This window comes from Candidatus Villigracilis proximus, assembly GCF_016717045.1.
GTDB classification, from domain to species: domain Bacteria; phylum Chloroflexota; class Anaerolineae; order Anaerolineales; family Villigracilaceae; genus Villigracilis; species Villigracilis proximus.
In genome coordinates this window covers 47639-70207 of record NZ_JADJUO010000006.1, presented here as the reverse complement: position 1 = coordinate 70207, position 22569 = coordinate 47639, and the positions used below count along the sequence as shown (strand labels likewise).

General features: G+C 49.7%; 24 protein-coding genes and 2 pseudogenes. 2 read left to right on the top strand and 24 right to left on the bottom strand.

Annotation, left to right across the window (positions count from 1 at the left end):
• The 17 genes and pseudogenes from IPL71_RS08505 to mraZ form a co-directional block, all read right to left on the bottom strand.
• A partial coding sequence (locus tag IPL71_RS08505; RefSeq protein ID WP_345320700.1) for an FAD-binding protein occupies positions 1 to 353 on the bottom strand: 353 nt, incomplete at its 3' end.
• Positions 354 to 365: 12 nt separating this feature from the next.
• Positions 366 to 581 carry a hypothetical protein gene (locus IPL71_RS08500; protein ID WP_345320699.1) on the bottom strand — a complete coding sequence of 72 codons (216 nt, stop codon included), beginning with the start codon at positions 579 to 581 and terminating at the stop codon, positions 366 to 368.
• Between the two features lie 8 nt (positions 582 to 589).
• Positions 590 to 802, bottom strand: coding sequence for a hypothetical protein (locus IPL71_RS08495; RefSeq protein WP_345320698.1), 213 nt, complete (start codon positions 800 to 802; stop codon positions 590 to 592).
• The gene (gene murC / locus IPL71_RS08490) at positions 795 to 1973 is read right to left on the bottom strand and encodes a UDP-N-acetylmuramate--L-alanine ligase (protein WP_345320696.1); all 1179 of its coding nucleotides are present in this window, start codon (positions 1971 to 1973) and stop codon (positions 795 to 797) included. The genes IPL71_RS08495 and murC overlap by 8 nt, the downstream gene beginning before the upstream one ends.
• A gap of 81 nt (positions 1974 to 2054) precedes the next feature.
• A complete protein-coding gene (locus IPL71_RS08485) occupies positions 2055 to 2603 on the bottom strand; it encodes a CvpA family protein (protein WP_345320694.1) in 549 nt (182 codons plus the stop codon).
• A 133-nt stretch (positions 2604 to 2736) separates the two neighbouring features.
• Positions 2737 to 3093: pseudogene (locus IPL71_RS25855) on the bottom strand (glycosyltransferase); the annotation flags it as partial.
• 247 nt (positions 3094 to 3340) lie between these two features.
• A pseudogene (locus IPL71_RS25850) lies at positions 3341 to 3658 on the bottom strand (glycosyltransferase); the annotation flags it as partial.
• A complete protein-coding gene (locus IPL71_RS08475) occupies positions 3603 to 4856 on the bottom strand; it encodes an FtsW/RodA/SpoVE family cell cycle protein (protein WP_345320690.1) in 1254 nt (417 codons plus the stop codon). The gene IPL71_RS08475 and the pseudogene IPL71_RS25850, both read right to left, overlap by 56 nt.
• Positions 4835 to 6253, bottom strand: a complete 1419-nt coding sequence (gene murD, locus IPL71_RS08470) for a UDP-N-acetylmuramoyl-L-alanine--D-glutamate ligase (protein ID WP_345320689.1) — start codon at positions 6251 to 6253, stop codon at positions 4835 to 4837. The genes IPL71_RS08475 and murD overlap by 22 nt, the downstream gene beginning before the upstream one ends.
• Before the next feature lie 66 nt (positions 6254 to 6319).
• The gene (gene mraY / locus IPL71_RS08465) at positions 6320 to 7318 is read right to left on the bottom strand and encodes a phospho-N-acetylmuramoyl-pentapeptide-transferase (RefSeq protein WP_345320687.1); all 999 of its coding nucleotides are present in this window, start codon (positions 7316 to 7318) and stop codon (positions 6320 to 6322) included.
• On the bottom strand, positions 7315 to 7803 hold the full coding sequence (locus IPL71_RS08460; protein WP_345320684.1) for a glutamate ligase domain-containing protein: 489 nt from the start codon (positions 7801 to 7803) through the stop codon (positions 7315 to 7317). The genes mraY and IPL71_RS08460 overlap by 4 nt, the downstream gene beginning before the upstream one ends.
• Positions 7763 to 8437, bottom strand: coding sequence for a UDP-N-acetylmuramoyl-tripeptide--D-alanyl-D-alanine ligase (locus tag IPL71_RS08455; RefSeq protein WP_345320682.1), 675 nt, complete (start codon positions 8435 to 8437; stop codon positions 7763 to 7765). Before IPL71_RS08455 ends, IPL71_RS08460 begins: the two co-directional genes overlap by 41 nt.
• Entirely contained in the window at positions 8343 to 8738 is a 396-nt protein-coding gene (locus tag IPL71_RS25845) for a Mur ligase domain-containing protein (RefSeq protein ID WP_514130757.1), read from the bottom strand. Before IPL71_RS25845 ends, IPL71_RS08455 begins: the two co-directional genes overlap by 95 nt.
• 1 nt (position 8739) lies before the next feature.
• Complete coding sequence (locus IPL71_RS08450; protein ID WP_345320680.1) at positions 8740 to 10488, bottom strand: peptidoglycan D,D-transpeptidase FtsI family protein; 1749 nt, start codon at positions 10486 to 10488, stop codon at positions 8740 to 8742.
• Positions 10485 to 10967 (bottom strand): hypothetical protein, encoded by a 483-nt coding sequence (locus IPL71_RS08445; protein ID WP_345320678.1) that lies wholly within the window; start codon positions 10965 to 10967, stop codon positions 10485 to 10487. The genes IPL71_RS08450 and IPL71_RS08445 overlap by 4 nt, the downstream gene beginning before the upstream one ends.
• Entirely contained in the window at positions 10964 to 11878 is a 915-nt protein-coding gene (gene rsmH / locus IPL71_RS08440) for a 16S rRNA (cytosine(1402)-N(4))-methyltransferase RsmH (RefSeq protein WP_345320677.1), read from the bottom strand. The genes IPL71_RS08445 and rsmH overlap by 4 nt, the downstream gene beginning before the upstream one ends.
• A 75-nt stretch (positions 11879 to 11953) precedes the next feature.
• Positions 11954 to 12403: a division/cell wall cluster transcriptional repressor MraZ gene (gene mraZ, locus IPL71_RS08435; protein ID WP_345320676.1), complete on the bottom strand. Its 450-nt coding sequence runs from the start codon at positions 12401 to 12403 to the stop codon at positions 11954 to 11956.
• A gap of 160 nt (positions 12404 to 12563) precedes the next feature.
• On the opposite strand from mraZ, the gene IPL71_RS08430 reads away from it, so the two are divergent.
• Positions 12564 to 13469 (top strand): class I SAM-dependent methyltransferase, encoded by a 906-nt coding sequence (locus IPL71_RS08430; RefSeq protein ID WP_345320674.1) that lies wholly within the window; start codon positions 12564 to 12566, stop codon positions 13467 to 13469.
• Between the two features lie 57 nt (positions 13470 to 13526).
• Here the strand turns inward: IPL71_RS08430 and IPL71_RS08425 are convergent, their stop codons facing one another.
• The gene (locus tag IPL71_RS08425; RefSeq protein WP_345320672.1) at positions 13527 to 16043 is read right to left on the bottom strand and encodes a hypothetical protein; all 2517 of its coding nucleotides are present in this window, start codon (positions 16041 to 16043) and stop codon (positions 13527 to 13529) included.
• 26 nt (positions 16044 to 16069) lie between these two features.
• Between IPL71_RS08425 and IPL71_RS08420 the strand changes: the two genes are divergently transcribed.
• Positions 16070 to 17215, top strand: coding sequence for a galactokinase (locus IPL71_RS08420; RefSeq protein ID WP_345320670.1), 1146 nt, complete (start codon positions 16070 to 16072; stop codon positions 17213 to 17215).
• A 68-nt stretch (positions 17216 to 17283) separates the two neighbouring features.
• Here IPL71_RS08420 and IPL71_RS08415 read toward each other — a convergent pair whose 3' ends face one another.
• From IPL71_RS08415 to IPL71_RS08390, 6 genes are all read right to left on the bottom strand, one after another.
• On the bottom strand, positions 17284 to 17580 hold the full coding sequence (locus IPL71_RS08415; RefSeq protein WP_345320669.1) for a hypothetical protein: 297 nt from the start codon (positions 17578 to 17580) through the stop codon (positions 17284 to 17286).
• Positions 17534 to 18304, bottom strand: coding sequence for a D-alanine--D-alanine ligase family protein (locus tag IPL71_RS08410; protein ID WP_345320668.1), 771 nt, complete (start codon positions 18302 to 18304; stop codon positions 17534 to 17536). Before IPL71_RS08410 ends, IPL71_RS08415 begins: the two co-directional genes overlap by 47 nt.
• 335 nt (positions 18305 to 18639) lie before the next feature.
• Complete coding sequence (locus IPL71_RS08405) at positions 18640 to 20025, bottom strand: family 4 glycosyl hydrolase (protein ID WP_345320667.1); 1386 nt, start codon at positions 20023 to 20025, stop codon at positions 18640 to 18642.
• 158 nt (positions 20026 to 20183) lie between these two features.
• Positions 20184 to 20978: an efflux RND transporter periplasmic adaptor subunit gene (locus IPL71_RS08400; protein WP_345320665.1), complete on the bottom strand. Its 795-nt coding sequence runs from the start codon at positions 20976 to 20978 to the stop codon at positions 20184 to 20186.
• Positions 20979 to 20988: 10 nt separating this feature from the next.
• Positions 20989 to 21759, bottom strand: coding sequence for an efflux RND transporter periplasmic adaptor subunit (locus tag IPL71_RS08395; protein WP_345320663.1), 771 nt, complete (start codon positions 21757 to 21759; stop codon positions 20989 to 20991).
• Positions 21760 to 21875: 116 nt separating this feature from the next.
• Positions 21876 to 22559: an ABC transporter ATP-binding protein gene (locus IPL71_RS08390; RefSeq protein WP_345320661.1), complete on the bottom strand. Its 684-nt coding sequence runs from the start codon at positions 22557 to 22559 to the stop codon at positions 21876 to 21878.
• Between the last annotated feature and the right edge of the window lie 10 nt (positions 22560 to 22569).

The window sequence follows — 22569 nt, the reverse complement described above, 5'->3', positions numbered from 1 at the left end:
GATGCACAGCGGTTTGCCAGATTACTAAAGATGACGCCCGCTTCGCACTTAACTGTGGGCTGGTCACCATTTTCGAATTGCACTTCCTTCGCCCGATCCAAAACCACCACCCCGCGCACACCTTTATCACTGACCAGTACATTCGATCCGCCGCCCAAAATATAATAAGGCATCCCATAATCCCAGATGACCTTCATCGCAGCCGCGAATTCATCCGCAGATTTCACGGTGACCAAAATATCCGCCGGTCCGCCGATGCGCGCAGAAGTATACGGTGCAAGAGAGATATTCTTCTGCACAGCATCGCCAAAGTGAAGGCGCAGCACATCGATAAAAGGGGCGGGCGTTGTCATAATCATTTTGAGCTACAGATGTTTCTCCAAATACGCGATCAATCGTTTCACTGTCTGCCGGTCAACATTCATTTCTATCGCGGCAGATGAGTGTGAAATTTTTCTAACGGCAGCGACAAGCGCGGCCTTACTCACATGAGTGTCATTTATATGCGCCAGCACCATCTTCAAAGGCGGCAAAGCAATGAGTTCAGACCGATCCATTGGCTTTGATCTCTCGTCAGGCATGGCAGATCTCATAATCTTTTCAACACTTCCGCACTGATCTGGTCTGCATCGCCAGCGGAAAGAACAAGAAGCACGTCACCCGAACGCAGATGCTTCAACAAATATTTCGTTGTATCTTCGAGCGAGCCAGTGTAACGCGCTGATGAATGCGGCATGGACCCAACCACTTCAGCCGATGAAAATTCCTGTTTGGCTTCGCGGGAGGCATAAATCTCAGTCACGAGTACCATCCGCGTCGCTGAATGCGCGCGAGAATTCAAAAAACAAAGTTTGCGTACGTGAATATGTATGAGGCTGCCAGACCGCCCAAATGCGATGATTTGGGTAACGTGCCTTTGCACCGGCCAGCGTAGCACGGATCTCTGTTGGATGATGAGCATAATCATCGATCACGATCACACCTTTGCGTTCGCCGCGCACTTCAAAACGGCGGCCTGTACCTGTAAATTCGCTTAACGCATCGGCGGCTTCCTGAAGCGGAAGTCCCAACGTGGCGATCACAGACAACGTGGCAAGCGCATTGCGGACATTATGTTCGCCCGGTACTTGCAGCGAAACATTTACAATGGAAGCCGCGGCTGTACCCATGTTGGTCATCGCAGAAAAATCAAAGCCGCCGCGTTGATTGGGCTTGGGTGTACGCGCCTGCATCCACTGCGGACTGTTAATGGTCATTTCACTTTGCAGGCTGTATGAAATAACATTCAATCCTTTTTTACGGGCATAAGACAACAACGACACGGCGCCTTCATCTTCAGCACAGACAACCAACGTGCCATCTGGCGGAAGCAGATCTACAAATCCCTGAAAAGCGCCATACATATCTTCAAAGGTTGGGTAACAATCGGGATGATCGTGTTCCAAATTCGTGACCACTTCAATATGCGGCTTGAGACCTAAAAACATACGGTCATATTCATCCGCTTCAATCACGAAGGGCGTACCGCTCCCAGCGCGCGCGTTGACTTTCAAATTATTCAACGTGCCGCCTACAATAAAAGACGGGTCACGCTGCATGGCGTATAACGTCCATGCGATCATGGCGGTGGTGGTGGTCTTGCCGTGTGTACCAGCCACAGCGATGCCGGTTTTATCAGACATTAATCGGCCAAGGAAATCAGCACGTTTGTAAACAGGGATTCCCGCCTGCAATGCGGCGGCCACTTCAGGGTTATCCTCTGCGATCGCGGAGGAACGGATCACCATATCGGCGCCTGCAATATTACGCTGATGATGTCCGATGTAAATGGATACGCCATCGTTTTGCAGATCAACTGCAAACTGTGAAAGCGCGCGATCAGAACCTGTTACCTCGTATCCGCTCTCTTTGAGCAGACGCGCGATTGCAGAAAGTCCTGAGCCGCCAATGCCGATGAAGTGAACTCTTGTCATAGTTAGTTAGTTAGTTTGATAGTCCGACAGTTTGGCAGTTTATATATCACCACCAAGCTTCCGAATTACACAACGATCTGACTATATATACACCACAATAATAAAGATCAAAACGATGATGACAGCGAAGTATATACTGGGTTCCCCCAAAAAACGCGGGGGCATATATTTCATCATCGTGTCAATTGCCTGAATTATGGCCGGGTCTGTGGCGGGGCTGATGATATTTGAGTATGGATAGTTCGCCACATGATTGTAAAAAAGGACTGTCCCTGCCACGAGATAGCCGTTAAAACCGCCCAACACTGCGCCAAAAAGAGAATCCTGCAAACGCTCACGCGCAGCCTTGGATGCAAACCGCGCAATTGCCACAGTTTGATAACCAAAGAAAACGAGCGCGATCAGAATGAGGGTGCGAATCCAAAACAGCGCGCTGAGCGCATCCTGATTGGGTTCGAGAGGGTTGACAAGATTCTTGACCAGCGGAATATATTTTTCCAGCAGCAAGTTCACCGCGAGCGCAGTGATCACGCTGAATATAACGAGCAGTTCCTTTGCCCATCCGCGCATTGCGCCGACAATTGCAAAAAGAAAAACATACATCCAGAAGATATAAACAATGCTCATCATAAGGGTTGTTCTCCTGCCAGTTTAACCAACTGACTGGCGATAACGCTTGCGGCTTTGGGGTGTGATATTTTTTCATTGCGTTGCGCATGGCCTCAAGTTTATGTTTATTTATTAAAAGGTCTTTTACGATCATTGCGAGTTTATCTTCCAGAGATTCATCCTGCAAGGTAATGGCCGCATTTTTTTCAGCGAGAAAATCTGCATTTACTTTTTGATAACGCCACGCATACGGATATGGAACCAGGATGGCGGGCAAGCCAAAGAAGGGATATTCACCCAATGACGATGCACCCGCGCGCGAGAGGACCAGATCTGCAGCGGCAAGTGCGGCACCCATTTCATGCGAATACGGCAGTGCATGATAGCGAGACTTTAATTCTGCGGGTAATTCCTGCGCCGCTTTTTCTACAACCGGCCAATCCAAAGTGCCGGTGATGTGAATGATCTGCGCCACATCTAATAATTGATCGAGATGTTTCAGCACAGCCATGTTGATCGAGCGCGCGCCTTTGCTTCCGCCGGTGACGAGCAGGGTGGGCTTTGCAGGAATCCAGCCCGAAGTGCTGAGTCGCTTGTTCGCGGGACCAGTTTGAAAGGTCAGAGCGAAGCGGGTAGCCGCTGAGGACGATTCTTTCTGGATGTGGAAAATATTTATTTGAGTCAGGCGCTGTCACAGTGACGACATCTGCAAAGCGTGAAAGAAATTTGAGTGCGAGTCCCGGCTCAATATCGGGGACATACAATACGGTTGGAATGTTTCGACCAGCCACGGCCATGGGCGCGGCCACAAAGCCGCCAGTGAAGAATAACACATCGGGTTTGAACTCATGCACGATGCGGCGCGAAGCCAGAACGCCGCGCGTAAGTTTTGCGATGTTGCCCGGCAGCGCACGCAGACCCACACCATGCACACCTGCCGCAGGTATGGAACGATAAGAGATGCCCGCGCGATTCACGAGTTCCTCTTCCATGCCGCCTTCACCGCCAACCCACAGGGTTTCAAGATGGGGGTGTTGACTGGTTAGCGCGCTGTGTACGGCGAGCGCGGGATACACTCCGCCGCCCGTTCCACCAGCGCAAATTAACAACCGCACTATAAGACCTCCATTCGTCGTCTGAAATCGTACCTTCGCCAGTTTGGCGGGAAATATTAAAGAGAATACCGAGCGCGGCCAATGTGGCTACAAGATTTGAACCGCCGGCGCTAATAAAAGGCAATGCATTTCCTGCAAAGGGCAAAAGCCCAACCATCACGGCCATGTTGATCAAGGCTTCAAACGCGATCCAGATCACAAGACCCGAAGCGAGAAGTGTGCCAAGCATATCAGGCGCGCGGCGCGCAACGACCAATCCGCGCCAGACGAGAAAACCATATAAAGCAATCAAACCAACCGCGCCGAACCAACCCAGTTCTTCTGCAACGACTGCGAACACGCTATCGGTGGGAGGTACTGGCAAACCCGTCAGCTTGGATTGCGATTGACCCAGCCCCACGCCGAACCATCCGCCGTTGACGATGGCTTCAAAGGAACGGCGCACATGATACGAAGCCTGTAACGGGTCTTTGAGACCGGCGAGAAAATCACCGACACGCTGCTGGCCTGTCAAGCTGACCGAAGCAACTGCCCATGCGGCAACAGTGGCAACGATCAGTAGAACGCCGATCTGTTTCAAATCACCGCCGGCGAGGAAGAAGAGCAAACCGCCGAGCATTAACACAGTGGCTGCGGCGCTCAGGTCGGGCTGTTGATAGATCAACCCACCCACCACACCGAGGATCACGCCCAGCGGAATCAAACCAAAGGAAAGGTCGTGCAGGTATGCGCGCTTCGCATACAACCACACGCTGAGATATAAAATCGAAACCAGTTTCGCCAACTCTGAAGGCTGCACTGAACCGCCGAGGATCGCGCGTTTCGCGCCGAAGCGAATTTCATTCATCAGCAAAACAACGATCAGCAGGCCAATGGTCAACGCCATAGCAGGCACAACAAATTTGCGCCAGTTGTGATAATCAAAAAATGCAAGGATGACAGCGATCACCAATCCAATGCCCAGCCACATTAATTGGCGGTTGAACATATACATCGCATCGCCATACGCGCCGAGAGAGAAATCCCATGAAGAGGAATAAAGCATCGCCAAACCAAAAACGATCAACGCCACAACTGCAACCAGTAATGGCATATCGAATCCGCCAGAAAATCTGGGGCGGCTATAAGGTCGTTCGTTTACGAAAGTTCCAGTACCCATTTTCTAAAGGTTTCTCCTCTCTCTTCAAAATCTTTAAACTCATCATAGCTCGTGCCGCCCCGCGAAAACAGGACGACATCTCCTGCTTCGGCAACTTCTGCTGCGAGTGTGACCGCCTCTTTCACATTCTTTGCGCGACGAAGATCAACGCTTCGCCCCGCGCCGACAGTTGATATGGCTTTCTGAATCATTTCTGCCGCTTCGCCAAAAAGCACCACATGATCCACGCGTTTGTGAATCAGTTTTGCGATTTCACCCCAGGGTAAATTCTTGTCACGCCCGCCAAGCATTAACACGATCGGCTCACTGACCGCATTAATATCTGCCATACTTCGCTCCGGCGCAGTCGCGATCGAGCCGTTATACCAACGCACACCATGCAGCTCGCGGACAAACTCCAGCCTGTGCGACACACCGCGAAAATCTTCAACCACTTCGAGCATATCATCCAGTTTGAATCCGGCCGCGTGACCAATGGCAAATGCGGCAAGCACATTCGCCACATTATGATTACCAGGCAATATAATTTTTTCGCGCAGCATCAATGGTAAATATGCATTTCCATCGCGCAGGTTTAATAATCCATCGTGTAAATATGCGCCATTAAAACCCTGATCCAAATCGTTCAAGCTGAAGGTCAACAAATTCCCTTTTACTTTGTTGCGCAAATTCCACGCGCCCTTGTCATCGTGACCGAGGATAGCTGTATCTTTTTCAGTTTGAAAATCCAAAATCCGCGCCTTGGCATTTGTGTAGGCTTCCATCGTGCCGTGACGATCCAAATGATTAGGAGTGATATTTAGAATCGCCGCGATGTTCGGCGAGATGGTCATCTGCTCCAGTTGAAAAGATGAAATCTCAAGAATGGCAAGATCATCCGCGGTCATGTCATCCACGTAATTGATTAATGGGTCGCCAATGTTACCGCCGACAAAAGACCGTGGACCGTGGACGATGGACGGTGTTTTTTCACGGTCAACGGTCTGTCGTCCATAGTCTGCTTCCGCCATTTTCCCAACCAGCGTTGTAGTCGTGGTCTTACCTGCCGAACCGGTGATGCCGATCGTTTTACAGGGCGCCACTTCCATGAAGATTTGTGTATCGTTCGAAAGTGGAATACCGCGTTTGATGGCTTCCTGCACGATGGGCAAAGTCAACGGGACACCACCTGAAAGACAAAGCACATCAACGTTATTCAACAATTCCAGCGGATGTCCGCCCGCTGCCCAAGTCACATTTGTATCAGCGAGAGATGCCCGAGCGGAGGAAAGCTCTTCCAGTGTGCGTGAATCATTCAACGTCACGTTTGAACCGTGACGTGAAAGCCAGCGAGCGAGGGAAATACCCTGTCTCGCCGCGCCGAGGATGAGTGTGTGAGTTCCGTTCCAGTTTTTCATATTTTTTTATAAAGCGTATGCTACTTTTTACTTCTCACTTTTTACTTCTTACTTTTCACGTTTCACTTACACTTGCGATAAACCTATTCCGATCAACGCGGCCATCAGGCCGATCAGCCAGAAACGCTGTACAACCTGAGTTTCACTCCAGCCAAGCATTTCAAAATGTAAATGAACAGGCGCTATTTTGAAAAAGCGTTTGCCTTTTGTCCACTTGAAATAACCGATCTGGATCACTACACTCAACATTTCACTAAGCGGAATAATACCGATGATCAATAACATCGGCCATTGGCCTGTTATTAATGCAATAACTGCCAACACCGCGCCAAGAGAAAGCGAACCCGTATCACCCATGAATAATTCGGCGGGATGAACGTTAAACCATAAAAAACCAAAGAGCGCGCCCACCAGAATAAAACAAAAACGGGCGAGATAAACCTGCTCCTGAATCAGTGCGATGCCGCCAAAAGCCGCAATGGCGGTGGCAGCGATCAAGCCAGCCAGACCATCCAGACCATCTGTAAAGTTCATTGCATTTGATTCGGCAACAATGATGAAAGCCGCAATCGGCACATACCACCAGCCGAGTTCGATCTCAAAGAATAAGCCGGGGAAAATAAGTTCGGGCACATCCATCATGTATTTCAAAACATAGGCGGTGCCAAACGCGAGAAGCACTTGAAACAAAAATTTCGTACGCGCGCGCATGCCATCGCCTTTGCGTTTTCCGTGAATGCCTTCCCAGTCATCAACTGCGCCGAGCAGAGCATACCCAAGCATAACTGCCATCGGCACCAGCACAGAGCGCCCCACCCCGCCTGAGGTCACGCCAATCAACGCCACAGCATTGAGCAGACCATTTAACAACAACACCGGCAGAAGAAACATCACACCACCCATGGTGGGAGTGCCCATCTTCACGCGATGATGACCAGGCTCTTCCACGCGGATGATCTTGCCGATCTTGTAGTGGCGCAAAATACGAAGCAAAGGCCCGCCCCAAATTGCGGTCATCAAAAAGGCCAGCCCGGCAAGGCTGAGGGAAAGAGCGATCTGTCTCAAGACTGTACCTCTAAAGCAGCAGTGATGCGGTCCATACGCAGGCCATGTGAACCTTTGATCAGCACAGCATCCTTCTCTGTCAGGTTCTTATTCAACCAATCCAAAATAGCCTCGGGTTGTTCAAACTCGATGATATGGGAAGCCTTCATACCGGCACGGCGGGCGGCATCTGCGATCATGTGCGCGCGCGGGCCCAGTGTAATCAAGTCCTTTGCAACCTGTGCGGCACGCATACCGACCATCTCATGGCCTTGTTTTTCATATTGTCCCAGCTCAAGCATGTCGCCCAACACAGCGATCTTGCGTCCGTCCATTTCATCGAGCAGGTTGAGCGCGGCCAGCATGGACTCTGGTGAGGCGTTGTAGGTATCGTCGAGAATCAATGCGCCAGTCTTACTGCGGACCGCTACAAGGCGTAATTGGGCGTGTCCATGTGACAGGCCTTCAAAAACTTCCTGCCAGGTGAGGCCGTCGTTGAGTCCCACGGCGGCGGCTCGCAAAAGCGGTATGCACGGAATGACGCCCAATCATGGGGATGCGGGAATGAACGGCCTCGCCTTTGTAATGCAGACGAAAGCGAATTCCATCAAGGCCGAGGCCTTCGATCTGGTCGGCCCAAAGATCAGCCTCAGGAGAAAGCCCATAGAAGAAAACACGCGCTTTGGATTTCTCTTCCATCTTGCGAACCCAGGGATCGTCAAAGTTAAGAATCGCAACTCCATCTGATGGGAGCGCTTGAATCAATTCACTCTTGCCGCGTGCGATGGCTTCCTGTGAACCGGCACGCTCTGCATGAACGGTGCCGACGTTTGTCACGACGCCGATCTGCGGCTGGGCAATATCGCACAGAAATTGAATCTCGCCAGGGACGAAAAATCCCATTTCCAAAACGGCGCGTTCATAACCGGGGCCAAGTCTTAAAATGGTGAGAGGCAATCCAATTTCGTTATTTAAATTTCCGGGGTTGCGCAGGGTGCGATAGCGGGTACCCAACACTTCGGCGACCATTTCTTTTGTGGTGGATTTACCAACGCTGCCGGTAATGCCAACCACACGCAAATTCAGTTTGCGGCGCCAGAAACGCGCGATCTGCTGCAGGGCTGAGATGGTATTGTCCACGCGCAGGCAGAGGGGTTGGGAAAGGTCGAGGGTAGATTCTGCAGTTAGATCGGCACGCAGGTCGAGGATTCCGAAAGGATGCGAGAACTTCCTTTTGAATTAAAGCAAAAGTCGCCCCCCTCTTGAATGCGTCTGCAATATAGTCGTGCCCATCCACATTCTCACCGGGGATCGCAATAAAAAGCGAGCCTGGAATTACCTGACGCGAGTCTATGGCCGCTTCGGTGATGATAGCGGTCGCATTCGCGAGGCGAACCGCGTTGCGGGTAATTGCTTCGAGGGCGTCTGCTAAAGTAAGCATTTTATTTGGCTACGATTTGTTGTCTGATGCTATCGGGTGGAATATCCAAAAGGATGATGGTTTTTTCGGCCATTTCACCAAAGACCGGGGCTGCGGTTTCAGAACCCCAGATCGAGGTGGCAGGACGTTCAAGCCAGACATAGATCATAAATTGCGGGTCGTCAATCGGACCCCAACCGATAAAGGAAGCATTGGTTTGCGTATTGTCGTAAAACCCATCCACAGGAATTTGCGCGGTGCCTGTTTTTCCAGCGATGCGATAACCGGGGACAAGCGCAAGTGAATCTTCTAATTCAAGTGAGACAGCGAGCATACCTGAAAGCATATCGGCAGTTTGGGTGGAGATGGGCGAGCCTGCAAATTGCGCGGGGACATTGTACTGACGCCCATCGCGTACCATTGCAAAAAGAGCATGAGGTGTGACAGTGCGTCCATGATTGGCTACAGAGGATGCGGCCATCATGATCTGGATCGGTGTGGCGGTAAGCCCCTGACCGAATGAATTTGTGCCAAGGTCAACAGGATACCAATCCGCATCACCCGGGAACTTGAGCCTGCCCGGCGCTTCACCAGACATATCAATACCTGTTAGATGACCCAAACCAAAATTATCCATGTAACTATAAAAAGCGTTCGCGCCCATTTGCGTGGAAAGGGTTGCCATACACACATTGAGCGAGTGCTGTAAACAACCGGTCATATCCTGCACGCCCCACGGTTCCTGATCCCAGTTTTGGATGGTAGCGCCGCCGACAAGAATGGAGCCTGTGTCGAGATAGGTTGTGCCCGGGGTTGCAATTCCACTATCAAGCGCAGCGGCCATGGTCAAAATCTTAACCACCGAACCGGGTTCATAAGGCATGGAGATGGCCGGGTTGAATTCATTGGCTCTGTCGTAGATCACGCCATAATTCCAAAACTGATTCAAGTCCATACGCGGGGTGACAGCCATGGCGAGCAGTTCGCCATTACGTGGATCCATGACAACGATCGTGCCGCCCTGTGCTTCATAAGTAATAAGTGCTTCATCCAAAATTTGTTCAGCGGCGGCTTGCAGATCACGGTTGATGGTGAGGACAAGTGTTGTGCCATCTGGCACGCGTGTAATTTCAGAAGCCTTGTTCGGATCGGTAGGAACCAGCACCTGCACCGGATTCCCCGCCAGCAGGGTGTTGTATTTTTCTTCAACGCCAAAATAACCGCGTCCTTCGCGATTCACAAAGCCAATGATGTTGGAAGCCAGGGCATCTTCAGGATAACTGCGCTGTGGATGTGATTTGAATTCCAGTCCGGTCAAACCGCCGCGCACACCTTGCGCAGCTTGTTCTTCCAGGGCTTTTTTCAACTCTTGAAGATTCGAGGCCTGCTTTGCTTCGATAAAATCCGCGATGACCACATACGAGAGTCCTTCAGGCGGATTCTGGATCGTATCTAAAATCTGCGAATAATCAATCCCAAGCTCCACACTGACGGCGGTGGCAATGGCATTCGGATCTTTTACGATATTCAAGTCCACGCCGATCTCGTAGACAGATTTATTGCCCGCTAGCAGATGACCGTTACGGTCATAAATTTCACCGCGATCCGGATAGAAGGTGCGCAATTCATAGGCATAATTCGATGCCTGCTGACGGAAAATGGCAGCCTCAGCGCTGTTTTGAATACGCGTCATTTGCACAATAATGGCAAGTGCGATCAAGCCCATTGCCAGAGTCAATACTTGTGTACGGCGCGCGTATTGCTGTCTCATCGCAAACCTCGTGAAGACAAAGCGATCTGTTCATCCACCCAATCTAAAAGTGACTCATTGTATTCGGGCAGAATGCTCAAAACACTTAATTGCGGCAACGGCGCCGAAGAAAGAATATCAGGCTGGGGCACTATGTATCCCGCCACCACCAGATATTCCGCCTCACGTGATTTCATGGGGCGAAAGCCAAGCTCAAGCGCACGTTGTTTCATCACGCTGGATGAAGTTAATGTAGCGTACTCTGTTTGCAGATCCGCGCTGACCTGCTGACTGATGGTGATCGAAGCAGTTAGATCTTGAATTTCACGGCCGGCGATCGCAGCCTTCGAAGTGACATCCAAATACAACGTGGCAACCATTGCAAGCACAACTACCACGCCGAAAGCGCTGCCGATCCACTGACGTTGAATGCGCCAGGGGGCCACCTTATAGGCGTGGACCATGTGATTGAAATTTTGGTTGACGTTTTGTATGTTCATATTTTTTCTACAACTCTAAGTTTTGCGCTGCGCGCTCTCGGGTTATCCTTAGTTTCCAAATCAGTAGCAATAATCGGTTTCTTTGTTATGCTTTTTATAATTGCCTTGCGTTCCACTTCATAAATTCTTTCGTAAGGCGGATTAATAATGTCTTTACTCAACTCTCGAAAATAATCCTTGACGATGCGATCTTCCAAAGAGTGGAAGGAAATCACCGCGCATCTTCCACCTGACCGTAAAGCTGCTACGGCTTGCGGAAGCGTTTTCTCCACTGCGGCCAATTCGTCATTGACGGCGATGCGCAGGGCTTGAAAGGTCTGCGTGGCGGGGTGCATACGGTCACCTCGTCGGGGAGATGCTTTCTCGATTACAGCAACCAGTTCACGGGTCGTGTGAAACGGTCTATTCTCCACAATGGCCCGAGCGATCCTTCTCGCGTCACGATCTTCACCGTAGCGGAAGATCAGGTCGGCCAGATCATCCTGATCCAATGTGTTGACCAGATCCGCCGCGCTTTGTAAAGCGCTTGGCCCGAACCGCATATCCAGTGGACCATCCTGCATAAATGAAAATCCGCGTTCGGCATTGTCAAACTGCATGGACGATGCACCGAGGTCAAGTACGATGCCATCGATCGAATCCCATTTGAGCGCGGCGAGTTGTTGATTGAGGGTGATGTGGGAGGCCTGCACGAGATGTGTACGCTGTTCGTAAGGAGCCAAGGTCTCACGAGCAAGCGCCAGCGCCTGCGGGTCCACATCCAGACCCAGCAGAAGCCCATCAGGCGAGCAGGCCTCCAGTATCCCGCGAGCGTGTCCGCCCGCGCCCAGAGTGCCATCCACATAACGACCACCGCGTTGAGGTTGCAGTGCGTGTATAATCTCTTGATAAAGTACAGGTATATGTGTCATGTTGGTTCGTAGGGGCAACCCTTGTGGTTGCCCACTTATGGACACCACATCGCAGGGCAGGCACAAGACCTGCCCCTACGCAGATGGTTTCGATGAAAGATCAAGCGTGGAGAAGCGTTGATTGTTCGCTTCGACATCCTGCAATTGAGTCATTTGCTCGTTCCACAAAGCAGGAGTCCACACTTCAAAATATTCGCCCTGCCCCGCCACGATCAACTCGCCATTTTCTATACCGAGAAAAGCGCGCAAGTTTTGCGGCATCAGGATGCGCCCGACCTTATCCACTTCAATTGGATAGGCGTTCGATAAGATCAAACGGCGCAAAAGACGGGCGGTAGGGTCAGCAAGGTTCATGGCTTCAATACGTTCATAAACCTGTTTAAAATAGTTCTCCGTCATCACCATAAGGCATTTATCAAAGCCTTGTGTAATGAAAGCGCCGCCTTCCAACAACTCACGGAAGCGCGCCGGAATCATCAAGCGTCCTTTATCATCGAGGTTGTGTTGGAACTGGCCTAAGAACATTTGTGCTATTTTCCTTTTAATACAATGAACGCCAGGGACACGCCCGGCGCTCTTACCACTTTCTACCACTTCTTACCACATTATACAACGTTGTGGCGATAAATCAAGTGAATCGAAGAGTGATTTCATTACCATCTCATTAAAAGATTAGGTATTAACCATGCAAAACTCCCCCACTTACACCTTGCTCGAAGCTACAAACTGGAAAGATTATGAATTACTCGACTCAGGCGACGGCCTAAAACTTGAACGCTTCGGAAAATATATTTTTGCGCGCCCCGAATCACAAGCCATGTGGAGCCGCGCCCTGCCGCACAAAGATTGGGATGCCGCGCACGCTGTCTTCCAACCCACAGCCGAAGAAAGCGGCGGACACTGGATCGAAAAAAAGAATTTACCAGCCAAATGGGAAATGTCTTATCCGCTCCCCAATGTAGGCGACATCAAATTTGAAGTGATGACAACGCCCGGCCGCCATCTGGGAGTCTTCCCTGAAGTCGCATCTCACTGGGACTTTATGGCTGACCTCGTCCGAAAGGCAGGCCGCCCCGTGAAAGTGCTCAACCTATTTGGTTACACAGGCCTGGCATCTCTCGCAGCCGCAGCCGCCGGCGCCCAGGTGACTCACGTGGACGCATCCAAAAAATCTGTCAGTTGGGCGCGTGATAACCAGGCCCTCTCCGGCCTGAGCGAGAAACCAATCCGCTGGATCGTGGAAGATGCGATCAAATATATGCAGCGTGAAGAAAAGCGCGGCATGAAATACGATGGCATCATCCTTGATCCTCCAAAATTCGGGCGCGGACCAAAAGGCGAAGTATGGGAAGTATATAAATCCCTGCCGAATCTGTTTGAGATCTGCCGCGCCTGCCTGAGCGACAATCCGCTTTTTGTGATCGCCACTTTATATGCAGTCCGCGCATCCGCAATCCACGTGGCACAAGCATTGGATGAGGTAATGAAAGATCACAAAGGAAACATAGACAGCGGTGAACTGGTGACGCGCGAAACCAGCGCGAACCGCCTGCTTTCACAAGCGGTCTATGCGAGATGGTCTTCCAAATAAAGACAAAAAAAATTCCGAGGCTCAACACCTCGGAATTTTTTTGTCTTCTGATTATCTTTATCCGCTGCTGCTGCTTGCGCTGCTGCTGCTCCCGCCGCCGCTGCTCTTGCTGCTGCTTGTGCTTGTAGTAGGCGAAGCCATCTTCTTCAACAGGTCATACCAGAAGGAAGCTCCCTGCGAAACTGCCGCGGCAGTTAAGCCAAGTCCGATCACCTTCAAAACAATGAACAAAGCCCAGTCTCCTACATTCCCATTTTCCGGGAGTTGCTGAGTCTGCCACCACCCGAGACGAATGGAAAATGCGCCGAGATCGTCAATAATATCCGAGAGGTCTGCGTTTGCGCCCTCACGCGCCACAACCGCGTCCGCTTGCGCAGCGGCAAGCGCGCGCAGTTCAGCACTTGACCATAACGCCTTGGCAAGTTGAATGGTATCGGTTCCAAACAAAACGGTAATGCCGATGGAAAGAATGATCACAAAACTACGGGCACGCGCGCGGAAGGTTTCTGCGGCCTGTTCCAGCATTCCGTTAAAGTAAGCGGTGGTACGTGTTCGCAGCTCAGTGAGACTGGTCACTCCCTGATTGATCCAATTGATAAATGCCTTCTTTCCGTCAGAGTCGGGCAGCTTATCAACCAACTCAGCCAATTGCAGCAAATCCATTTCTTTTTTTGTCGTCAACCCGGAAAGGTCAAAAAAAGCATCCACCAGCGTGGCAACCGGAATTTTTTCGATCCGCTTCGGCTCAGTCACCGAGGCAAAGACGCTGAAAAAATGCTTATAACGGATCGGGCGCAGCGCCTGCATTTGAGGCAGACTCAAAAGATCGCCAATCTTTTTATCACCGACAATCTTGATCAAATACTGCTCAAGCGCCTTCCCGCGCGACTCGAGCGATTCATTGATCCACTGTGTCACAATTGACACCACGGAGCCCAGTAAATAATAAACAACAATAAGACCAACAGCAACATCGAGCGCTTGTGAAATGGACATGGTTTTCTCCTTGTGATCTTCCGACTGTGAATGTCTTTCCAACTCTGCGAGCCAATCCAAAGGCTTGCTCCAGCGCTTTCTTTCGTCCACGCCAACTTGATTTTTCCGGGGGCGATCCCATTTTGGACCCGGCGGACCAGACTCTTCTTTAAGCAAACTCTTTACCCCCCACAATCCTTTATATTGTACCCAATCCAACCCGGAATTCAATAGCACACGGCTCCACTCTTTTATCTTTGGACGCGTCGTCTTGCGGTCTGACATGATCCGCCTCAAATAACTGCTTGATTTAAGCACACCTTCGCGCGCATTGTCTCCCTGATACCCAAGCCGAAAGCCATCGCCTGTCGCCAATTCCATCGGCAGGCTGACTATATAATGATCAGTTTCATCACGCAGATACATAAACGCATCCTCTTCAAGAAAATGCGTCCGCTTGACAGCGATCTCTTTTAACGCGATCTGACGCGCCTTCTGATTCGGGTTGAGTAATAAAAATATATACTGGATCAGGCCATCGGCCCAAAAAAGGAGACGTTGCAATTTTCCCTGCTTATACATCCCTGGCGAGCGGATCACTTCCGGCCTGCTGTAATTGGCGTGCGATCCCAACGCAACATAGACCACCGGATGAGTCGTGGCATTCCCCAGTTTATCCACAGCCACGCGGACTGCATCCCATTTTTCGATATTGCCCGCTCCATGCTGTGAAAACAAAACCGAGTACGGCACGTCATTTTTTAAATAAACAGCCACCATTTCCCAATCCCCTTCGTGATGGTTTACGCCATTAGCCGCCAAACGCCAGTCGTTGAAAGCATAAAAGAAATGATATTGCAGGACCGTCCATTGATTTGCTTCGTTGTCAACTTCATTGACAACACGTCCATAATAAACAGGCTGGGAATACTTTTCAAGGATCTTTTCATATTCAAAATAAGATTCCTGCGCGATCTTTTCCGTGGCCTGCGAAAGAACATCCATCATCATTCCCGGGCCTTCTGGAATCACGCGATCAAGAACAAATTTCATCGTGCGCACCGAAAGATAAAACAGAACGATCAAATAGATCGGCAGTAAAATAAGATACTCCACTGCCAAACTGATATATTTATTTTGATGAAGAAAAAACCAGACCGGCGCAATCTCAAGCGCAACAAAAAATAAAGCAGCCAACGCCGCCGGAATGATTCGCAATCGAACCGGAGATGCAAGCATAAAAATAATCAACGCGGCGGTCAACGAAACTGCAAGTACTGTCTCCACTGCAATCACGCCCCAAAAAAACCAGCCGCCCACAATCCCTGCCAGCGACAGAATCACCCACCAGACCCACGCATCAGAATCATTCAACGGCTTATTCACAAAGCGCAAATAAAACTGCTCGCTTTGCAACTTGCCAATGCGGGCGATCAATGGCTCATGCAGATGAGCAAGCAACTCCAACACACCCTGCGGCCCGCTCGCAAAGATCGAACATTTCTCCACGTAGTGTTCCACTGCCATTGGAAAAAAGCGCTCACTCTTTGCAAAGCGCAAAACTGGTTCATATTTTTCAAGCAATTCAAGCTCAGTCACACGGCCTCTATGGTATAAACGCAATTATGGAAACTCAAACCCTCGCGCAACTCTTCAAAACCTATTTTAACGCCAATCCCGAATTTATCGTCCGCGCTCCCGGACGTGTAAATCTGATCGGCGAACACACCGATTATAACGATGGATTTGTTCTGCCGATGGCAATTGACCGCGCCGTATGGATCGCGCTTTCCCCCAGAACGGATTCACAGATCCGCATCCGCTCTCTGGACCTGGAAACTGATGCGGCCTTCGATCTGCATTCCCTCACGAAAGGCGAAGGCTGGGCTGAATATCCAAAGGGAGTTGCCTATGAATTACAAAAAGCGGGCCATGTATTAAAAGGATTCGACGCGGTCATGACCGGCGACGTGCCAAGCGGCGCAGGTCTTTCATCCTCTGCCGCAGTGGAGCTTGCAACTGCGCGCGCTTTTGCAACGATCTGTAACATCACATGGGATGCAGCTCAAATGGCGAAACTCTCACAAAAAGCTGAGAATGAATGGGTTGGAGTCAATTGCGGCATCATGGATCAAATGGCAAGCGCAGCGTCAAAAGAGGGCTATGCTTTATTTTTGGATTGCCGCACACTTGAATATCAACATGCGCCCTTGCCGAAAAACATATCCGTGGTGATATTGGACACATCCACAAGGCGCGGGCTGGTTGATTCTGCCTATAACGAAAGACGAAGTCAATGCGAAGAAGCGGCGCGCTGGTTTGGTGTAAAGGCATTGCGTGATGTCAGTGTGGAAGATTTTGAAAGAAAGACAAAAGAAGAAAGCGGATTAAGTGAAATTGCGACCAGGAGAGCGCGGCATATTGTCACAGAGAACGCACGCGTACTGGAAGCTGTTGAAGTGATGAAAGCCGGGAATGTAAAACGACTGGGAGAGTTATTCAATGCCAGCCATATCAGTCTGCGCGATGATTTTGAAGTGACGAACGAAGCGCTTAATCAAATCGTTGAGTGCGCACAGGAACAACCCGGATGTTACGGAGCACGTATGACAGGCGCAGGCTTTGGCGGATGTGCAGTGGCGCTGGTGCAGGAAGAAAAAGCTGAAGAGTTCACTCATGCTGTTTCCGCCGCATACAGGCAAAGGTCAGGTTTGGATGCGAGTGTTTACGTCTGCAAGGCAAGCGAGGGCGCGAGCATCATCAAAGAATAGAGAGTACACTATTCGCCGATTAAAATAAAAAGTGGACACGTTTGCGTGTCCACTTTTGTTTATCTGTTTTAGCTGTATGCCATCTGTTCAACTTCAATGGCACGCTTGCGAGGCTGGCGCTTGATGATCTTTTCTGCGGCGATGCGGGTCTGGCGCATCTGCGCATTGCGAATGATCAACTTCATGAATTTTGTATGATCGGTCGGGTCGTTGAGCAATGAGAAATCTGCTGAACCCGGCTCATGAGGCGGATAGAAGATACCGCAGTTGGGGTTGATCTCCAGCATGTGGATCACGCCATCGGCGTCCATGCGATAGTCACAACGAGCGTAACCATTGCCGCCCAATTCCTTGAAAACGCGCATGGTTTGTTCGCGCAGATACCTTCTGGATCTTCGGGTCATTCACAACAGCCACTGACATTTTCTCGTATTCGACCCATTTCATGTCGTAATGCTTGAAGGATTCGCCGTTCGGGAAAATAAACTCAACCGGAGTGAAGGTAAGCGGTTTCTTGGGATCTACAGGATTTTCCGCGATGAGACAGGTGAACTCACGTCCTTCAATGAATTCCTCGATCAGCGCGCGACCAAATTCATTGATCTCAAGTTGAAGTTGTTCGCGTAGCTGGTCAATATTTTCAACGCGCGAATTGCGGCGGATGCCCACGCTGGCGTACCCATGCGGCGGTTTGACCAACATTGGGAATTTCAAACGCTTGACAACCTTTTCAGCATCTTCAATACGATTCACAAATATCCAATTCGGTGTGGGGACAGACACACGACGCGCTGCGTTTTTCATTTCGTCACGTGTGGGGTCAAAGAATTTTGAATCCGCACCGGTAAAGGCTGCATTATATTTTTCGAGCGCGTTGACAAGTGCGATCCCTGAAAGCGCATCATCGGGAGTGCCATCGCACAAATTGATGAATGCATCAACACCTTCATCCATCAGATCGCGAATTTGCTTGTCTACATTTTTTGGTCCAACCAGATGCTGCTTCCAACGATAGCCCTTCATATATGGAGATGGGTCGTACGGAATATCATTTTCATCCGGAGTGCTTGTTAATACACAGATATACATAATCTTTCCTTTGTTGTTTTCTTTTTATTTTTATTATCTTATTATCTATTCAATTGCATGATTTTATTTTTATCACTTAATATTTTTTACAATTGAAGTTATTAAACACAAAAAATTTATTACTTACATATCCATTGTATCTATATATTGATTTATGTAAAGGTTTTTGAATATACAATTATCTTAAAATTTCATGAGATGTTTTTATTTTTATTCATATTTTTTCATTAAGGTTTTTAAGGTCTTTAACGTTTTTAAGAAAAGAGACACGAAGAATCGCTTCGTGTCTCTTACGCAAACATGCCTTAACTGTAAATCACGCAAAGAAATTTGTGCTATCTCCAAAACTGCGGAAGATGTTCTCTGTATGTTTTTAGATAATCATCCAGAATAAGTTTTGCAGAATCAAGATCGCGGATCACAGGATCAAGCAAAAGGCATTGCAATGCCTTTTCATAACTCCCTTCAACAGCGGCATCAACACCCAACTGTGCGATCATCAATTCACGGCGGCATAATTCCGCGATCGGTTCAGGCAGCGCGCCCACGTGGACGGGATGAATCCCGGAGCCATCCACCATGACCGGCGTTTCAACGATTGCACCATGAGGCAAATTGCTGATCTGTCCCACATTCGGCAGGTTGGCCGCAAGGTGATAATGATTACTCGCATGTGAAATATTTTCGATCATTTCCAGCGCGCCTTCAGAATCGGCATCGAGCAGACCTTCAACGGTCATTTCGCTGTTTGCCATTTCATTTAGTCGATCAAGGCTGAAATCGCGCAAACTCGCCATCATTTCCCAATCATACAAGCGGATGTTGAACTTATCCCACGGCTTTGTGACGGGGTCGCTCATCCACGGCAGATATTCACACAAGTGAGTATCTCCGGGGACCGGGAACAGGCCAAAGTCACGAAAGATGCGACGTGTGAGCGGCTCAAACTTTTCATCCAGTTCAAAGAAGCGTTTCTTCAAAAGCGGATATAAATCCTCGCCTGTGCGCTTGTCGTGAACAGACAGTATCCACGAAAAGTGATTTGTCCCTGCGGCGCGGATATCGATCAACGGGACGACTTGCTGCCGGATCATCTGCTGCAGCGGATGCTGCATGACATCAGCGTGCATGCCTTCGAGTCCGTCGGGAATTTGAATACCGAGTTCTTTTGCAAGCGCGACGCCCACCATGGTGTAGCCGGTATATATTTGATGACACAAGCCAACCACTTTTATTTTGCTGTGACGATTAACCGCATCACAAATCCGCACCATGGGATTTGTGAAATTAATAAACCACGCATCAGGGCAAGCCTGCTCCATATCGCGGACAATTTCCATGAGCGGCATGATATTGCGTGCCGTGTGGATAAATCCGCCGGGGCCGCCGTTTTCCGCATAGGGTTGATGCACGCCGTACTTCAAGGTGATGTCGTAATCTGATTTCCACAATTCTTCACGCGGACCAACTTCAATGGCCGAGACAACGAAATTTGCGCCATCCAATGCATCTTTATGACTGGCATGTGCGCTGACGATGAAGCCTGCATTCCACTCTTTGTTCAAACGATTTGTAAGTCTGTAAACAATATCAAGACTTTGCGCGTTGCGATCTACAAGTCGCAGCGTGGAGCCTTTTAGTTTTTCGGAACGTAATAAAGCGGAGAGTGTATTCTCTCCAAATGATGCGCTGCCTGCGCCGATGACAGTGATAATGGTCATGTGAGTTCTCCTTTATTGGTCAAAGTATACAAGGAAAGTAAAAAGTAAATAAGTAAAAAGTTGATAAGAAAAAAGTAGACAAGTGAGTGCATGAAAATTAATCCACACATTACCTGTCTACCTGATTACTAATTACTATTTACTAATTAACGCGCTACCTACTCAACCACGATCTCCACTTCGGCGCTCATGCCCCACAAAAGACCTGCGGGCTGTTCATCCAACTCAACTGTTACGGGATAAACAACATCGCCGCCAACAGTTTCTGCAACGGGAGAAATATGTATCACCTTGCCTGTGACCGTTACATCCAGCGCTTCGATGTATATATTTGCATTTTGACCAACCTGCACAGAAGGAACATCTCGTTCGCTTAAGTCTGTGGTGGTGATCTGCAAGTGAGCAAGGTCGCCTAATACGATCACAACCTGGCCGGCTTGCGCAAATTCGCCGGGTTGAATTTTAATGTTAATCACTGTTGCGTCAAAAGGAGCAATGAGTGTGGTTTGAGCGAATGAAGCCTTTGCTGTTTCCAGTTTTGCGATCACACCATCAAGCTCGGCTTTGGCCCGATCGCGCCGTTCTGGCGTGCGGTCATTGCGTAAAATCCAATATTGATGTTCGAGTTCGGCAGACTGCACAGCAAGTTCAGCTGAGGTAACGGATAACTCCAAGATCAGGGAATACAAGGTCAACAACGGCTGTCCGGCTGTTACCATGTCACCTTCTTTGACGAGCACTTCCTGCACTGGTGCAGAGACCAGAAAACTCATCTGTGTATCCTGCGCGGGCACGGCTTCAGCAGATGCCACCACACCCCCAGACAAGATCAAGCCTGTTGGAGCAGAAGCAGTTACCGGCGCGGAAGGAAGCGGAGTTGCGGTTGGCGCGCTGCTACAAGCTGCGAGTGTCACAGTCAGGGCGAGCAGCACAGTCCAAAAAAATTTCTTCATGGGAGTCTCGCTATTTCGTTTCAATATTCACTTCAGCACTCATGCCCCAGCGTAAGCCTTCGGGTTGAGAGTCAAAATCAATGGTTACTTTATAAACAACATCGCCGCCAACGGTTTCAGAAACGCGCGCAATATCACTAACCTTGCCGCTGAATTCTGTGTCGAGCGCATCAATGAAGATCGTTACGCTCTGACCGATCTGCACCGAGGTTACATTTTTTTCGCTGAGGTCGGTAGTTTCAATCTGGAATTTTGAAAGGTCGCCCATCACAATGATGATCTGGCCGGGGTTGGCAATTTCAGCAGGTGAAATTTCAACCGAAGCGATCGTGCCATCAAAAGGCGCGGCAAGTGTGGTCTGTGCGAGTTGCGCCTTGGCAATATCCACTGCGGCTCGAGCACGTTGCACATCGGCCAGCGCGGCATCGAGTCTTTCAGGGGTTGTACCTGAACGCTTAAGATAGGTGACGTTGGTCTGCGCGATAATGACATTAGACTCAGCTTCTTTTATGCGCGACTCAAGGATCGACGTATCCAACGTGACCAGAGGCTGGTTCGCGGTTACTGAATCACCTTCGGCGACCTCAACAGTTTTAACAGCGCCGAGGGTCGGGAAAGCCAACTCCACTTTTTGCATTGGGACAACAACCGCCGAAGCAGATGCATTCCCGGATGAAGAGGAAGGCTGCGAAGCCGAATCAAGCGACACTGTGGCAACAGCCGTTGGTGTAGCAGACGAACCACAGGCGGTAAGCACAAGCGCCAGTGTGGTGGTCAACATCAAAATACTTTTTCATTAATTTATCTCCATGCGCTATCTCTAGCGTGATTGTAATTTATTAATAAATTCTACCAGATTGCACAGGTTTTGCACAGGTTTTATCAAGGGAGCCTGACCTACGCCTTTGAGTCATTGGTAATCAGGCCATCCTGCAAAGTCACCACGCGATTGGCATATCCAATCACCCGCGGATCGTGTGTGGCGAATACAAAAGTGACACCTGTTTCTTTATTTAGCTTTTGCATAAGATCCATGACCTGCTTGCCATTTTCAGTATCGAGGTTGGCAGTGGGTTCGTCAGCTAGAATCAGCTTGGGATTTGTAGCAAGCGCTCGGGCGACAGCGATGCGTTGCTGCTGTCCGCCGGAGAGTTGATCGGGGCGATGATGCGCACGATTCGCTACATCCACTGCTGCGAGTAATTCCATCACACGCTGTTTGCGTTCTGCGGGACTCTTGCCGTTAAGCAGAAGCGGCATTTCCACGTTTTCGTAGGCAGTGAGCGTGGGGATCAGTGCAAAAAATTGGAACACAAAACCAATCGCCTCTTTGCGTAGATCAGCGCGTTGGTTGCGATTTAAGTTAGTGGTTTCTTTTCCATTGATAATTACCTTGCCCGATGTTGGCTGGTCAAGACAGCCAATGAGCTGTAAAAGAGTCGTTTTGCCCGAGCCGGAAGGACCTACCAAAGAGGTAAACTCGCCGTCATTAATGGTTATGCTGACGCCATTCAAGGCGCGGGTTTCAAGTTCGCCGATTTTATATACACGGGTGACATCTGTTAATTTTGCGACTTCCATGGTATTTCTC